At 62.2% G+C, this 15,419-nt stretch carries 13 protein-coding genes; 1 reads left to right on the top strand and 12 read right to left on the bottom strand.

Going from position 1 to position 15,419, the window contains the following annotated elements:
- Positions 1-26: 26 nt before the first annotated feature.
- The 3 genes from murC to ACI3GR_RS03125 are packed head-to-tail and all read right to left on the bottom strand — an operon-like array spanning position 27 to position 3,712.
- Positions 27-1,424, bottom strand: a complete 1,398-nt coding sequence (gene murC, locus ACI3GR_RS03135) for a UDP-N-acetylmuramate--L-alanine ligase (RefSeq protein ID WP_407492525.1) — start codon at positions 1,422-1,424, stop codon at positions 27-29.
- A gap of 3 nt (positions 1,425-1,427) precedes the next feature.
- Positions 1,428-2,549 carry a UDP-N-acetylglucosamine--N-acetylmuramyl-(pentapeptide) pyrophosphoryl-undecaprenol N-acetylglucosamine transferase gene (locus ACI3GR_RS03130; protein ID WP_407492524.1) on the bottom strand — a complete coding sequence of 374 codons (1,122 nt, stop codon included), beginning with the start codon at positions 2,547-2,549 and terminating at the stop codon, positions 1,428-1,430.
- Positions 2,546-3,712 (bottom strand): FtsW/RodA/SpoVE family cell cycle protein, encoded by a 1,167-nt coding sequence (locus tag ACI3GR_RS03125; protein WP_407492523.1) that lies wholly within the window; start codon positions 3,710-3,712, stop codon positions 2,546-2,548. The genes ACI3GR_RS03130 and ACI3GR_RS03125 overlap by 4 nt, the downstream gene beginning before the upstream one ends.
- Before the next feature lie 160 nt (positions 3,713-3,872).
- Between ACI3GR_RS03125 and ACI3GR_RS03120 the strand changes: the two genes are divergently transcribed.
- Positions 3,873-5,051 carry a BaiN/RdsA family NAD(P)/FAD-dependent oxidoreductase gene (locus ACI3GR_RS03120; RefSeq protein WP_407492521.1) on the top strand — a complete coding sequence of 393 codons (1,179 nt, stop codon included), beginning with the start codon at positions 3,873-3,875 and terminating at the stop codon, positions 5,049-5,051.
- Here the strand turns inward: ACI3GR_RS03120 and ACI3GR_RS03115 are convergent.
- From ACI3GR_RS03115 to ACI3GR_RS03075, 9 genes are all read right to left on the bottom strand, one after another.
- Positions 5,048-6,175 (bottom strand): hypothetical protein, encoded by a 1,128-nt coding sequence (locus tag ACI3GR_RS03115; protein ID WP_407492519.1) that lies wholly within the window; start codon positions 6,173-6,175, stop codon positions 5,048-5,050. The two genes, ACI3GR_RS03120 and ACI3GR_RS03115, sit on opposite strands and share 4 nt — an antisense overlap.
- A complete protein-coding gene (gene murD, locus ACI3GR_RS03110) occupies positions 6,168-7,574 on the bottom strand; it encodes a UDP-N-acetylmuramoyl-L-alanine--D-glutamate ligase (RefSeq protein WP_407492518.1) in 1,407 nt (468 codons plus the stop codon). The genes ACI3GR_RS03115 and murD overlap by 8 nt, the downstream gene beginning before the upstream one ends.
- A 72-nt stretch (positions 7,575-7,646) precedes the next feature.
- Positions 7,647-8,729 carry a phospho-N-acetylmuramoyl-pentapeptide-transferase gene (mraY, locus tag ACI3GR_RS03105; protein WP_407492517.1) on the bottom strand — a complete coding sequence of 361 codons (1,083 nt, stop codon included), beginning with the start codon at positions 8,727-8,729 and terminating at the stop codon, positions 7,647-7,649.
- A gap of 24 nt (positions 8,730-8,753) precedes the next feature.
- Positions 8,754-10,184 carry a UDP-N-acetylmuramoyl-tripeptide--D-alanyl-D-alanine ligase gene (locus ACI3GR_RS03100; RefSeq protein WP_407492516.1) on the bottom strand — a complete coding sequence of 477 codons (1,431 nt, stop codon included), beginning with the start codon at positions 10,182-10,184 and terminating at the stop codon, positions 8,754-8,756.
- Positions 10,181-11,671, bottom strand: a complete 1,491-nt coding sequence (locus ACI3GR_RS03095; RefSeq protein ID WP_407492514.1) for a UDP-N-acetylmuramoyl-L-alanyl-D-glutamate--2,6-diaminopimelate ligase — start codon at positions 11,669-11,671, stop codon at positions 10,181-10,183. The genes ACI3GR_RS03100 and ACI3GR_RS03095 overlap by 4 nt, the downstream gene beginning before the upstream one ends.
- Positions 11,672-11,687: 16 nt before the next feature.
- Entirely contained in the window at positions 11,688-13,481 is a 1,794-nt protein-coding gene (locus ACI3GR_RS03090; protein WP_407492511.1) for a peptidoglycan D,D-transpeptidase FtsI family protein, read from the bottom strand.
- Positions 13,478-13,840, bottom strand: coding sequence for a cell division protein FtsL (ftsL, locus tag ACI3GR_RS03085; RefSeq protein WP_407492509.1), 363 nt, complete (start codon positions 13,838-13,840; stop codon positions 13,478-13,480). Before ftsL ends, ACI3GR_RS03090 begins: the two co-directional genes overlap by 4 nt.
- Complete coding sequence (rsmH, locus tag ACI3GR_RS03080; RefSeq protein WP_407492506.1) at positions 13,837-14,832, bottom strand: 16S rRNA (cytosine(1402)-N(4))-methyltransferase RsmH; 996 nt, start codon at positions 14,830-14,832, stop codon at positions 13,837-13,839. The genes ftsL and rsmH overlap by 4 nt, the downstream gene beginning before the upstream one ends.
- Before the next feature lie 3 nt (positions 14,833-14,835).
- Positions 14,836-15,360 (bottom strand): division/cell wall cluster transcriptional repressor MraZ, encoded by a 525-nt coding sequence (locus ACI3GR_RS03075; protein ID WP_407492504.1) that lies wholly within the window; start codon positions 15,358-15,360, stop codon positions 14,836-14,838.
- Between the last annotated feature and the right edge of the window lie 59 nt (positions 15,361-15,419).

Below are 15,419 nucleotides of genomic sequence, written 5' to 3'. Positions count from 1 at the left end.
ATCGGGATCATGCCGCCACCTGACCGTCACGCCTTGAGCCGCGCGGGCAACCCGTTCGCCCAAGCCGAGATCGTGCCCGCGCCAAGGCAAACAACCATATCGCCCGGCTTGGCCTCAGTCCTCACCAAGGCTTCTAGATCATCTTCGGTATTGATGGCGCTGGCGTTGCGATGGCCGTGGCGGACAAGCCCCTGCACCAGATCATCGCGCGACGCGCCGTCGATCGGGTCTTCGCCTGCGGAATAGACCGGGGCGATGGCGACCACGTCGGCGTCATTGAAGCAGCCGCAGAAATCTTCGAACAGCGAATGCAGGCGGGTAAAGCGGTGGGGCTGGTGCACGGCGATCACGCGGCCTTCGGTCGCCTGACGGGCGGCTTTCAGCACGGCGGCGATTTCCACGGGATGGTGGCCGTAGTCGTCGATCACGGTGACGCCGTTGACCTCTCCGACCTTGGTGAAACGGCGGTTCACCCCGCCGAAGTTGGCCAGTGCGGTGCGAATTTCATCCTTTTTCATGCCCAGATGCCGAGCGACAGCCACAGCACTCAGCGCGTTGGACACATTGTGATCGCCGGGCATCGGCAGCGAACAGCCTTCGATCCGGTCGTTTTCGGACTGCAGCAGGATATCGAAATGCGCGACACCGGCCTTGTAGTGCAGGTTCACCGCGCGAATGTCGGCTTGCGTGTTGAAGCCGTAGGTCATCACGCGGCGGTCGGTGATCTTACCGACCAGCGCCTGAACCTCAGGGTGGTCTGTGCAGCAGACCGCTAGGCCGTAGAAGGGGATGTTGGACACGAAGTCGAGGAAGCCTTTGCGCAGCGTGTCGAAATCGCCCCAGTGATCCATATGCTCGGGATCGATATTAGTGACGATGGCGATCGTTGCTGGCAGGCGATTAAAGGTGCCGTCGCTTTCATCCGCCTCGACCACCATCCATTCGCCCAGACCTACGCGCGCGTTGGAACCATAGGCGTGAATGATGCCACCGTTGATGACCGTGGGGTCGAAATTACCGGCATCCAAAAGCGTGGCGACCATCGTGGTCGTCGTCGTCTTGCCATGTGTGCCCGCGATGGCGACGTTGGACTTCAGGCGCATCAGTTCGGCCAGCATTTCAGCCCGGCGAACGACTGGCAGGCCACGGCGGCGGGCCTCGTCCAATTCTGGGTTACCAGGTTTGATGGCCGAGGAAATCACGACGACCTGCGCGTCCGACAGGTTTTCGGCATTTTGGCCTTCGAAGATCAACGCGCCAAGGCCTTCCAGACGGTCGGTGATCTTGGACCGCTTCAGGTCGGACCCCTGAACGACGTAGCCGTGGTTCAACAGAACCTCGGCGATGCCGGACATGCCAATGCCACCGATGCCCACAAAGTGAATGGGCCCGACGTCGCCGGGCAATTTGGTCGCTGCGTTCACTGGTTAATCCCCCGAATGGTCCGTATTTGCCCCGCCCTTTGCCAGACCTTGCACCAGATCGGCAAGGTCTGTTGCTGCGTCAGGCTTGCCAACGGACAGGGCGGCACGGGCCATATACTCGGCCGCTTCGGGGTTCGACAGGATGCCCTGGACCTGTTCGCAAAGGTTTTCCACGGTGAATTGGCTTTCAGGCATCAGCACAGCTGCATCGGCGGCAACCAGCCCTCGGGCATTCGCCGTCTGCTCGTCGCGCACGGCTGCGGCCAGCGGCACAAGGATTGAGGGCCGCCCGATTACGGTCATATCCGCAATGGTCGACGCGCCCGCGCGGGAAATCACCAGCTGAGCCTCGCTCATCCGGTTGGGGACGTCGTGGAAGAAGGGTTCGACATCTGCGTCGATGCCATGTTCAGCGTAATAGGTCGCCACACGCTCCTGATCTTCGGCGCGGGCTTGATGGCTGACGCGGACGTGGCGCAAAAGTTCGGAGGGTAAGGCTGCAATGGCGGGGGGCACGACATCCGACAGGATCCGCGCGCCCTGCGATCCGCCAAGGACCAGGATCGACATGGGGTAATCGCCCGGCGGGATATAGCCCGCGCCAGCGCGATCGTGCACGGCGCTGCGAACTGGATTGCCGGTGTGGATACCCTGCACGCCTTCCGGCAGCTGGGTCGGCCATGTGCCACAGGCAACGATCTGAACCCGTTTGGCAAAGACCTGATTGACGCGGCCCAGCACGCCATTCTGTTCATGGATCATCCGCGGTTTGCGCAGGATCGTCGCGGCGACCATTGCCGGGATCGCCGGGTATCCGCCAAAGCCCACCACCACGACGGGGCGGTCCAACAGCATCTTCCACAGCGCCTTTATCGACCCGCCCGTGATGCGAAGCGGCGCCATCAGCTTGGACAGCAGGCCACCCCGAGAGAAGGTGGCCGAAGACATCACCTCGATCTCGACCCCCGGGGGGAAGCCGCCGGTGTAGCGACCACCACGCGGATCGGTCGAGAGTTTGACCCTCCAGCCACGCTCTAACATCGTTTCGGCAAGGGCCTGAGCGGGGAACATATGGCCACCGGTGCCACCGGCGGCGATCACCAACAGGGGCGCGCGGGTGTTCATCGGCCTCTCCCTGCCAGAAGGTCCGTCAATTCGCCCTGAGGACGGGACCGGGTCAACGCCAGCAGCATGCCAACCGCGATGCCAGAGGCGATCACCGAGGACCCGCCGTAAGAGATGAAGGGCAGCGTCATGCCTTTGGCGGGCAGCAAACGCACAGCCACGCCAAGGTTGATCATCGCCTGCACACCGACGATCGAGGCCAGACCGATGCCTGCCAGACGCACAAAAGTGTCACGTTCCCGCGTCAGACGCATGAAAGACCGCAAGACGAAGGTGGCGTACAAAAGGATGATCACGGCGACCAGCGCCAGCCCGTATTCTTCGGCGGCGACGGCAATGATGAAATCGGTATGCGCGTCCGGCAGGGACATCTTGACCTCGCCCTGCCCCACTCCGACGCCGAAAAGGCCGCCTTCGCGGATGGCGTTGGTGGCATAGCCGATCTGGGTCGTCGGATCGACCTCGGACGTCAGGAAGCCGTCGATACGGCGGGCAAAGTGTTCAGAGCTGTTGTAGGCGAAGACGCCGAAGACGATCACGCCCCCCGCCATGCCAAGAAGCAGCCGCAACGGCGCGCCAGCGATGAAATACATCACGCCCCAGCCAAACAGAACAAGGCTGGCCTGCCCAAAGTCGGGCTGCGCGGCCAGAAAGCCCACGATGATGATCATCAACAGAAACGACCAAAGCCGCCCCGGAGGACCGTTCAAATCCTGTGCGGCGGCCAATAGCCACGCGGCAACCACGATGAACAGTGGCTTGAGGAATTCGGACGGCTGAAGCGATGCGAAGCCCAGCGAATACCAACGGGTTGCGCCCTTGCCGAAGTCGGTCCCAAAGACCGGCAACAACGCAAGCGCCGCGAAGGCCACGATGAACCCCATGACAGCCAAACGGCGCACCATCTGCGGCGACAGGATCGAGGTGATGACCATGGCCACCATCGCCATCGACCCGAAGGCCGCCTGACGCGTCACGTAGTGGAACGGGGCATAGCCGTTGCGTTCCGCCAGCGGCGGCGAAGCCGCGAGGCCCAGTAACAGCCCGAGAGCAAAGAGAACCAGAATCGTGGTCAGCGACCAGCGATCGATGGTCCGCCACCATTTGGGAAGGATCGGCTCTCCGTCAGCTGCGGGGAGCGCGCCATACACCATTTCCGTCATTGGACACTGCCTTCTGCCTTTGTCCGCCCGATTTTGCGGGCCGCCCCATTTTTTCGGGGTCTGTTCGCCTATATTAGCCAAAATCTTGCGTTCTGGCCAGTCAGAATGCGCATCATAGGGGCGATTGCCCCTTTGCGCGGTTTAGGGCATGTGCGGGGATATGCAGGTGGATACTCTCATTCTGGGCGCCGGTGCGGCGGGTCTGATGTGCGCGGCGCATTGCGGCGGGCGCGTGCTGATCGTCGATCACGCGAAAAAGCCGGGCGAGAAGATCCGCATTTCCGGTGGTGGACGCTGCAACTTCACCAACACCGGCTGCGAGCCGGTGAATTTCCTGTCCCAAAACCCCCATTTCGCCAAGTCTGCCTTAGCCCGCTATACGCCGTGGGATTTCGTGTCGCTGGTGTCAGAACAAGGCATCGCCTGGCATGAGAAAACTCTTGGGCAACTTTTCTGCGACGGTAAGGCGACGCAGATCGTCGACATGCTGACGAGCCTTTGCGCCAAGGCGGGCGCGGACCTTTGGCTGGAAACCGAGGTGCTGTCGGTCACCGCCACGGCCAGCGGCTATGACGTGGTTCTGCGGCGTCAGGGTGGACGGATCACTGTGCAAGCGGATCAACTGGTCGTTGCGACGGGCGGCAAATCGATCCCCAAGATGGGGGCAAGCGGGCTGGCCTATGACATTGCACGGCAGTTCGACCTGCCATTGGTCGAGACGCGCCCTGCCCTTGTCCCCTTTACCTTCCCCGATCAACCGTTTGCGCCGCTGTCGGGTGTCGCGCTTCCCGTGACTGCGCGGGCCGACGAGGGCCCTGCCTTTGGTGAGGCGTTGTTGTTCACCCATCGCGGCCTGTCCGGGCCATCTGTCCTTCAGGTCAGTTCTTATTGGCGCGAAGGCCAATCAGTGGCCTTCGACCTGTTGCCTGGCCAATCGGTGATGAATTTCCTTCGGGGCGAACGATCCAGCGCCGGACGGCGGGGTCTGTCGCGGGTGCTGTCTGCCCTGTTGCCCGCACGTCTGGCGGACGCCGTCGCCATTGAATTGGCGATCCCCGGCAATCTTGCAGATATGTCTGATGCGGTGTTGCAGCGGGTCGATGATCGGTTGCACCGCTGGCAGGTCACGCCCGGCGGGACCGAAGGATATCGTACGGCCGAGGTTACGCTTGGCGGGGTCTCAACCAGCGCGCTGTCGAGCCAGACAATGGAGGCGACCTCTCAACCCGGCCTGTATTTCATCGGTGAATGCGTCGATGTGACGGGCTGGCTGGGCGGCTACAATTTCCAATGGGCCTGGGCTTCGGCCATTGCGGCGGCGCGGTCGATTTCGTCCTAAGCCGGCTTGAACTTGTTGAACGCCTCGAACAATGCCCAAAGGCAGGTCGACCAATCGTCGATGTTGCCCGAGCGGAAAAGCTTTTGCCCCGGATACAGGGGCATCGGTTTGACCAGACTGCCCCAGCGGAAATCCGACCCCTTGGGCAGAATGATCCAGACGGGTTTGCCCAAGGCCCCCGCCAGATGCGCCGTGGCATTGTCGATCGTGATGACCAGATCAAGGGCCGCAATCTGCGCGGCCTGACGGGTCAGGTCTTTCAGCGGATCACTGGCCGGGTCAGTCAGCAGCGCGGACCCGAAGGCGCGGGATGACGCTTCGACATCGACCTCACCGTATTGCAGATTGTGGAACCGCGCCTTGGGCCCCAGCGTCAAAGGTCGCAGGTCTTCCAGCCGTAGTGTCCGTTCTTCGCCGTTGGCCTTGGCAGACGACCGCCAAGACAGGCCAACATTGATCCCATCCCCCAGACGCTTCCACGCGGCGCGGTATTGTTTGACGAGGCTCGCATCCGCCGTCAGGCAATCGCCGCAGTCCAAAGGGGCCCTTTGATACGCCCAGGCCGAAAGCATCGACGTTTGAAAGTCATACTTCGCTTTGGAAATTGATTGATTCAATTGAACAAGTTGCGGGACGAACTTAATCCTTTGAGTCATCGGCCCTAAAAGAGCTTTAATCCGCGGATCAGCCTCCAAAGTAATCTCGGCGCCGGTGGCCAAAAGCTGCGGCAGCACCCTTAGCTGCATGATCTGGTCGCCAATCCCCTGTTCGGCCCATAGCAGCAGACGTCGACCTTGCAGTGGCTCTCCTCTCCATGTCGGAAAAGGGTAATCGCGCCGATACTTATCGAACGATTCCATCCGCCAGCGACCGGAATCGTACATATCGAGGCCCTCGCGGATACGGCCTGCGCGAAACAGCTCCAACCCCAAAGACCGCTGGATCGCCGGGTCATTCGGCGTTTCTTGCAGTGCCGCGTCGAACATATCGCGGGCAGCGCCGAACATGCCCAGTTTCTTCATCCGGCGCCCCATCATCATCCGCACGTTGGACCGACGTTCGGGATCGGATTCCGCGGCCAGCCAAAGCCGCAAACCGGACAGGGAATTCGTCGCCTCAGCCATCGCCGATCACCGCGGTCACGTTGGCCACGAAATCCTCGCCACGCTTTTCAAAGCTGTCGTACTGGTCGAAAGATGCCGCTGCCGGGGCCAACAACACGGTGTCGCCTGGCTCTGCCTCTTCTGCAGCGCGTTTCACGGCCACGGCCATATCGGTGCAAACTTCGGTCTCTACCCCGCGCAGAGCGACCGCGAAGTTCGCCGCCTCGCGCCCGATCACGTATGCTTTGCGCACGGTGGCGGTGGCGGGCAGCAGCGCATCCAGCCCACCCTCTTTTTCCAGCCCACCGCAAATCCAGCGAATATTATCGAAGGCCGTCAGAGCCTTGGCCGCTGCATCCACATTCGTCGCCTTACTGTCGTTTACGAAGCGAACACCATCTTTTTCGCCAACGATCTGCGACCGATGCGGCAGGCCAGCAAAGCCGTGGAACGCCTTTTCGATGACCCGTGGTGCCAGCCCCAAGGTTCGGCAGGCCGCATAGGCGGCGCAGGCGTTCTGGTGGTTGTGCGCTCCCGGCAGTCCTTGCACCGACCGCAGATCGATCGAGGCGACCTGCTGTCCCTTGCGCCATTCGGTCAGAAACCCCTTGCGGGCGTAGATCAGCCAGCCGGGCCCCGCCAGTTTTTGACCAGAAGAGATACGGATCACCCGGTCGTCGACCGCCCCTTCCGACAGTTGGTTCGCCAGATATCGTCCCTCGGCCTCGTCCACGCCGATCACCGCCCGGTCGGGTCCACCTTCGGCAAACAACCGGCGCTTGGCGGCGAAATACCCCCCAAGTCCACCATGGCGATCCAGATGATCCGGCGACAGGTTGGTGAAAACCGCCACATCTGGCGTCAGCGCCCGCGCAAGGTCAGTCTGATAGCTGGACAATTCCAGCACCACGACACCGCCATCGCCGGGCGGGTCGATATCCAGCACGCCGCGCCCGATATTGCCTGCCAACTGGCTGTCGCGACCGACATGTTCCAGAATGTGATGGATCAAGGCTGACGTCGTGGATTTCCCGTTCGACCCGGTGACTGCAATCACCTTTGGTTCGGTGTCGTAGTCCCCCCAATCCGCATCGGCGACAGATCGGAAAAACAGCCCTATGTCGTTATCGACAGGCACCCCCGCGTCCAGCGCGCGGGCGACCACGGGGTTCGGCGTCGGGTACAGATGCGGGATCCCGGGGCTGACGATCAGGGCAGACATACCCTCCATCGCGCCTGCGCGGGACAGATCGACAACCGTGAAATCTTCGGCCTGCGCCTTGTCCTGCGCTGCTGGATTGTCGTCCCAGCAGATCGGATCGGCCCCGCCTTCTCGCAGCGCGCGCGCCGCGATCAGACCAGACCGGCCCAGCCCCAGCACGCCAATGCGCTGCCCTTCAACGCCCTTAACCGGAATCATGCAAAATCCCCCTGCAACATCCTCTTGCCGAAAATATCCTGCGGGGGTGCGGGGGTGCAAAACCCCCGCGGGTCACCGCAATTTCAGCGTCGCCAAGCCGATCAGTGCCAGGATCAGCGAAATGATCCAGAACCGGATCACGATCGTCGGCTCGGCCCAGCCCTTTTTCTCGTAGTGGTGATGAATCGGCGCCATCAGGAACACCCGTTTCCCGGTCCGCTTGAAGTAGAACACCTGAATGATGACCGACAGCGCTTCGACAACGAAGATGCCGCCGACGATGCCCAGAACGATCTCGTGCTTGGTCGCCACGGCGATGGCACCGATGGCCCCGCCTAGCGCCAAAGAACCGGTGTCGCCCATGAACACGGCCGCAGGCGGCGCGTTGTACCACAGGAACCCCAGCCCGCCGCCGATCAGGCCCGCGACGAAAATCAGGATCTCTCCGGTTCCCGGCACGTAGTGCACGTCGAGGTATTCGGTGAAATCGACCCGGCCCACGGTGTAGGCAATGATCCCCAAAGCCCCGGCCGCGATCATGGATGGCATGATGGCCAGACCGTCCAGACCGTCGGTCAGGTTCACCGCGTTGGCGGCGCCGACGATCACGAACATGGCGAAGGGCAGGAATAGCAGGCCAAGGTTCAAAAGCACGTCCTTGAACACCGGCAACGCCAGACGGAACTGTAGCTCTTCTGGGTGCAGCATCGACGCCCAATAGGCCGCGATCAGCGAAATCAGCAGGCCCAGCAGGATGCGGACACGGCCCGGTACGCCCTTGGTGTTCTGCTTGGAGACCTTGGCATAATCATCCGCGAAGCCGATGGCACCGAAGGCCATGGTGACGAAGAGCACGATCCAGACATAGCCGTTGTCCAAACGCGCCCACAGAAGGGTCGAGGTCAGCAGCGCGCCAACGATCAGCAACCCGCCCATGGTGGGGGTTCCGGCTTTGACAAAGTGCCCCTCGGGCCCGTCGTTGCGGATTGGCTGGCCCTTGCCCTGACGACGCCGCAGGACGTTGATCAGCGGCTGCCCAAAGATGAACCCAAAGATCAGCGCGGTCATGAACGCGCCGCCCGCCCGGAAGGTAATGTAGCGGAACAGGTTGAACACGTCGCCGCCGTCCGACAGGGCTGTTAACCAGTACAACATGTAGCGATCTCCTGATCGGGGGCCTCAACCATCGGCTGCGGGATGGCCCAATTTCCTGAGCGCGTCAACAACCAGACTGACTTTGGAGCCCTTGGAGCCTTTGACCAGCACGACATCGCCTGCGTCCACCAACCGGGGGGCTTTGTCGGCCAGATCGCTTGCCTTCTTGGCATATCGGCCACGTTTTTCGGGCGGCAAAGCTTCGTACAGGGCTTTCATGCGATCACCGACACAATGCACCACGTCCAGGTTTTCCATGGACGGCAAATCGGCAAGACCCGCATGAAGGGCAATCTCGTCCGGGCCCAGCTCCAACATCTCACCCAAGATGGCAATCCGACGTCCACGGGCGTGACGGCCCAAGTTATTGCGCGGCTTGGCTGCTGCGATCACCTCAAGCGACGCGGCCATTGACACCGGGTTGGCGTTAAAAGCGTCGTCGATCAATTCGAACGCCATGTGCTCATCCACGGGGTCCAGCAAAAGCCGTTCACGCATGCCCCGACCAGCGGGCGGGGACCATTGCGCCAGATCAGCACAGGCCAGTGCGCGGTCCAGCTCAAGCGCCTGAATAACCGCCAGCACGCCCAAAGCGTTCAGAGCGTAATGGCGTCCGGCGGCGGACACACGGAACAGGGCTGCAGCACGCCAGATGCGGGCTTCGGCAACCGTAGACTGGTCGATGATGTCGACCTTCATCAGGCGGTGGTGGTTCGCAGGCGCCTCACCGAAGGTCAGAACCTTTGCGCCCGCGTCCTTCGCAGCGGCGGTCAGGATCGGGGTCGTTTCCAGATCACCGTTCACGACAGCCCAGCCATCGGGCATCAAGCCACTGAAGATAGACGCCTTTTCCCGGGCGATCCCTTCGATGTTGTCGAACGCCTCAAGATGCGCGGTGCCCACGGTTGTGATCATGGCGACATGCGGACGGGCCAGACGCGACAGTGGCGCGATCTCTCCGGGGTGGTTCATGCCGATTTCGATCACTGCGACTTCGGTGTCGCGCGGCATACGGGCCAGCGTCAGGGGAACGCCCCAGTGGTTGTTATAAGACGCTTCGGCGGCATGGACCTTGCGCTGCCCGCCGATCACAGTGCGCAGCATTTCCTTGGTCGAGGTTTTGCCAACCGACCCGGTGACGCCAACAACCTTGCCCTGCATCCGGGCACGCGCCGCGCGCCCCAAGGCTTCCAATCCGCGCAAGACGTCATCGACGATCAGCAACGGCGCATCGGGCGCCACGCCATCCGGCACGCGGGAGACAAGGGCAGCGGCAGCCCCTTTTTCCAAGGCCTGCGCGACGAAATCATGGCCGTCACGGGCGGCTTGCAGGGCGACGAAAAGATCGCCGGGCTGAAGGGTGCGGGTATCGATGGACACGCCGCTGGCCTGCCAATCGCCCGAGGTCTGCCCGCCGGTTGCCTGCGCGGCCTCGTCTGCTGTCCAAAGGCTCATAGGTGGCCGTCCAAAGCGGCGACAGCCACGCTGGCCTGTTCGCAGTCATCAAAGGGGAACACGGTTTCGCCCACGGTCTGGCCCGTCTCATGCCCCTTGCCCGCGATCAGAAGCGCGTCACCGGGGCCAAGAGCGTCGACGGCGCGCAGGATCGCCTCGGCCCGGTCGCCGACCTCGGTCGCGTCGGGGGCACCCAGCATGACGGCCTGACGGATGGCAGCGGGGTCTTCGCTGCGCGGGTTGTCGTCGGTGACGAACACCACATCGGCGTGTTCTGCAGCGGCTTCGCCCATCAGGGGCCGTTTGGTCCGATCGCGGTCGCCCCCTGCCCCGATGATCGCCACAAGTCGGCCCATCACATGCGGGCGCAGCGCCTTGAGCGCGGTGGCAATGGCATCAGGCGTATGGGCATAATCGACAAAGACCGCAGCCCCGTTCGCACGCCGCGCCGCCAGTTCCATCCGGCCATGCACCGTGTCGAGCGCGGACAGTACATTGAACACTTGATCCGCGTCTTCGCCCGCAAGGATGGCCATCCCGGCGGCAACCAGCACGTTTTCCGCCTGAAAGCCGCCGATCAGGTTCAGATTGACCTGATGGATGTCGCCGTCGAACGAAAAGCGGATGGTCTGACTGTCGGCGTCAAAGCGGCGGCCCAGAATGCACAACTCGGCTTCTTCGCTGGTGCCGACGGTCAGGACATCCAAACCACGATCAGCCGCAATCTCGGCCATATCCGTGCCGCGCATCCCGTCGATGTTGATCACGGCGCCAGCGTCGGGCGGAAGAACGCGGGTGAATAGACCCGCTTTGGCGTGAAAATATTCCTCGAAATCATGGTGATAGTCGAGGTGATCTTGGGTCAGGTTCGTAAAGGCCCCGACCTTGAGGTAAACGCCATCCAGCCGTCGCTGCGCGAGCCCGTGGGACGAGGCCTCCATCGCGGCATGGGTGATCCCGGCTTCGCGAAGCTCTGCCAAGGTGCGGTGCAACGTGATGGGTTCGGGCGTGGTGTGCATCAAAGGGGCGGAATAGCTGCCTTCGACCCCGGTGGTGCCAAGGTTCACAGCCTCACGTCCCAGCAACATCCAGATTTGACGCAGAAAGGTCGCCACGGAGGTTTTGCCGTTGGTGCCAGTTACGGCCCCCATGACCCGCGGCTGCTGTCCGAACCACAGCGCGGCGGTGCCTGCCAGCGCCTGACGGGGGTCTTCTGCGATGATGACGGCAGGGCTGTGTTCGGCGATCTCGGCCTCGGCAATCCGCGCGCCTTCGGCGTCGGTCAGGATGGCAACCGCCCCCTGCCGCAGGGCGTATTGAATGAACTCTCCGCCGTGCATCCGCGTGCCGGGCATGGCGGCGAACAGATAGCCATCCCTCACCTCTCGGCTGTCGACAGCAATGCCGGTGATCTGCACGTCGCGCCCGCCCATGGCGGACAGGCCTAGCTGTTGGAGTGTCCGGGTCTGCCCTGTCTCTGACGTCATCTTTTGCCTTCCCGGCTTAGTTTGATGTCAGCGTTATACCAGTGAGAGGAGCCTGTGCAATCTCGGGCCGCAGGCCAAGCAAGGGGGCGATCCGGGTGACCATTTCGGCCGCAACCGGCACGGCGGTCCAGCCTGCGGTGCGGCGCGGTTCCTTGCCTGAGGTTTCGACCGCTTCGTCTAGCGTCACGATCAAAACATATTGAGGATCATGGGCCGGGAACATCGACGCGAACGTGGCGATCACCTTGTCCTTATAGTAGCCGCCGGTCGGCTTGGGCTTGTCCGCCGTGCCCGTTTTGCCCGCAATGTCGTATTCCTTGATCCGCGCGAAGGATGCGGTGCCTTCGGTCACCACCTGACGCAGCATCTGCTGCGCCTGACGGGCTGCGGGTTTCGACATCACCTGTGGGCCTTCGGCTGGCTGGCTTTGCTTCAGCAAGGTCGGGCGGACGCGTTGGCCATCGTTTGCGATCGTCGCATAGGCCGCTGCCAGATGAAGCGGGCTGACCGAAATACCGTGCCCGAAGGAAACGGTCATCGTCGTCAGTTCAGACCATTGATTTTGAATCAGTGGCTCACCACCCGGCGCTTCGATCAGTTCGACCGGCGTGGCTTCAAACAGACCTAGGTCGGCGAGGAATTGCTTCTGCCGCTCGATCCCGATCTTTTCGGCCAGACGCGCGGTGCCGATGTTGGACGATTGGATGATGATTTCGGAGACGGACAATTCGTTGCCGTACCAGTGGAAATCACGGATCGAATGGCGGCCCCAACGGATCGGACCGCGGATATCCACCATAGTTTCAGGACGCGCGATGCCAAGGTCCAGCGCCTGTGCGGCGGCAAAGATTTTGAAGGTCGAGCCGAGTTCATAGACCCCCTGCACCGCACGGTTGAACAGCGGGCTGTCATCCGGGTGCCCTTCGGTGGGCAGCGCGGGGCGATCATTGGGATCGAAGTCAGGCAGCGAGACCATCGAAATGATCTCTCCGGTTTTCACGTCCATGAGGATCGAGGTCGCGCCCTTGGCGTTGAACACCTTCATTCCGCCATAGAGGATTTGTTCCGACGCCGCCTGCACGGTCAGGTCAAGCGACAGTTGCAATGGTTTGCCACCGTTGGCCGGGTCGGTCAGGTAATCGTCGAACTTTCGCTCGATCCCAGCCGTGCCCTTGATTTCGGCGGCGTGCACGCCCTCTTCGCCATAGCCCGCACCGCCAAGAATATGCGCGGCAACAGCCCCGTTCGGGTACAGCCGCATTTCGCGGGGACCGAACAGCAGACCGGGTTCACCTAGGTCATGGACGGCCTGCCGCTGTTCCGGGCTGATCTTACGGCGGATCCATACAAACCGACGGTTGCCGGTGAAATCCTTGGTCAGACGCTCTTCGTTGAGGTCAGGAAAAATCTTGGCCAGTTCGCGCGCGGCACGTTCGGGTTCGACCATCTGGTGCGGGTGCGCATACAGCGCGTAGGTATCAAGGTTCGTGGCAAGCACCCTACCATGGCGGTCCACGATATCGCCGCGTTGCGCCACAATAGAGGCCCCGGCAATGGATGTGCGCGGTTCGGCCGGTTCAGACTCCGCCACGACCCACATCTTGATGCCGATCGTGGCAAAGGCCAGCGCGAACATGGCGCCAAGCACAAGGATACGACCTTCGGCCCGGGTACGGTCACGGTCACGCATTTCCTCGTGCCGCAGGCGCAGATTTTCCTTTTCGATCGCATCGGGGTTTTCGCCCTTTTGCCGCGCATCAAGGATGCGGGCCAGCGGACGCAGGGGGATGCGGCGGGGCGTATCGCTCATGGCCGGTCTCCTTCCATCGACATGGTCGACACATCGATCGGGTTCTGGATATCCAGTTGACGCCGCGGCTCCTGAACGGGGTAATCGACCTGATCAGACCGTCCGAATTGATCCGGCGTGATGGGCATCAGCCCGAGGGGCGTAAAATTCAGCTCGGCCAGCTCACGCAGGCGGTCGGGCCGATTGAGATACGCCCATTCAGCGCGCAAAACCCCCAGTCGCGCACGGGCCGAGGCGATGTCGCGCTGCAACTGCTCTGTCTCGTCCACGATCTGTTTGGTGCGATAGTTTTCCTGATAGGCCCAAAAGCCCAGCCCGATGAGGGCGGCAAAGGACAGAATGTATAGCAAGGTCTTCATAGCAGTTTCCCCTGAAATACGGGCATCCCCAAGGATTTACGGTCGATGGTACCTGCCGGTTCTTCGGTCCGGCGGGCGACGCGCAGCCGGGCGGACCGGGCGCGCGGGTTCTGGGCAAGCTCATCATCGTCGGCGCCGGTGGCCTTACGATTGACGATCTCGAAGCGTGGACGGTCTTCGGGCGCTTCTGGGGCGTAGCGATTGGCCCGCCCGCCGCCGCCCGACGCCTGCTGAAGGTAGCGTTTGACCATCCGATCTTCGACGGAATGGAACGTTACGACAGCCAGCATACCCCCGGGGCGCAGCGCACGCTCGGCGGCCTCCAACCCCTCGGCCAGCGCGCCATATTCGTCGTTCACCGCGATGCGCAGCGCCTGAAAGGTACGGGTCGCGGGGTGGGATTGCCCCGGTTTGGCGCGGGGCAGACAGGATTCCACCAGATTGGCCAGACGCAGGGTCGTGGTGATCGGCTCATCCGCACGGGCCTTGACGATAGTGCGCGCGATACGGCGGGAGGCGCGCTCTTCACCATAAAGGAATATCACATCGGCCAGATCGCCTTCGGCCATCGTATTGACCAGATCGGCAGCGGACGGACCATCCTGGCTCATACGCATGTCCAAAGGGCCGTCCTTCATGAAACTGAAGCCGCGTTCAGCCAAGTCCAACTGCATGGAGCTTACGCCAAGGTCCAGCACCACACCGTCCAAGGGTTCGCCTGCGATTTCGTCCATATCGGCAAAGTTGCCCTGACGGATGACCAGACGATCGCCGTAGTCGCCCTGCCAGGCACGCGCCATGTCCAGCGCCAGCGGATCGCGATCGACGCCGATCACCTTGTCAGCGCCCGCCTCTAGCAAACCTTTGGAATAGCCGCCCGCCCCAAAGGTTCCGTCCAGCCAAACACCGGTCACCGGGGCCACCTTTTCCAACAAGGGGCGCAACAGCACCGGAATATGGGGCGCGTCCGGGGATTGGCCGCCTGCCACCATCGGTTACGGCGCCTCTGTCGGGGTTGCTGCGAACAGCAGTTCGTCCATCGCGGCGTCGGGATCGAAATCGTCGCCCAGAACGTCCGCTTCTTCTGCGAACTTGGCCTGGTAATCGTCGCGCTTCCACAACTGGAAGGTTTTCAGGTCACCTAGGAAAGTCACGTATTCGTCTTTGCCCAGCCCCAGCTTGTCGCGCACTTTCTGCGGCACGACGATCCGGCCAGTTTCATCGACCGTCACCGAGACGGCGGAGTGGATGTAGTGGTTGCGCAGGGCTTTGAACTTGGGGTCGGCCTTTGGGGAATTCGACAGGGCGTCTTGGATTTCCGCAATCGAGTCAATGGAATAGCCTTCGACAAATCCATCCAGACGTGGGCCGGTCAACAGCATCATGCGGGGCGCTTTGCCGGGGGTCCAATCGGGGTCTTGGCTTTCGAGGACACGGCGAAAGTCTGCAGGGACGGACAGCCGATACTTGCTGTCCACCTTCATGTCTTCGCTGCCATGGAACCGCTCGGTGTAAGCCAATTCCCTTGTCCCATTCCCCCCGAAAGTTGCGATTTAACCGGTGACTGAACCCTTGCCGG

This window comes from Pseudooceanicola aestuariicola (assembly GCF_045763785.1).
GTDB lineage: Bacteria > Pseudomonadota > Alphaproteobacteria > Rhodobacterales > Rhodobacteraceae > Pseudooceanicola.
The sequence above is the reverse complement of the archived record's forward strand: the minus strand, read 5'-3'. Positions and strand labels throughout refer to the sequence as shown.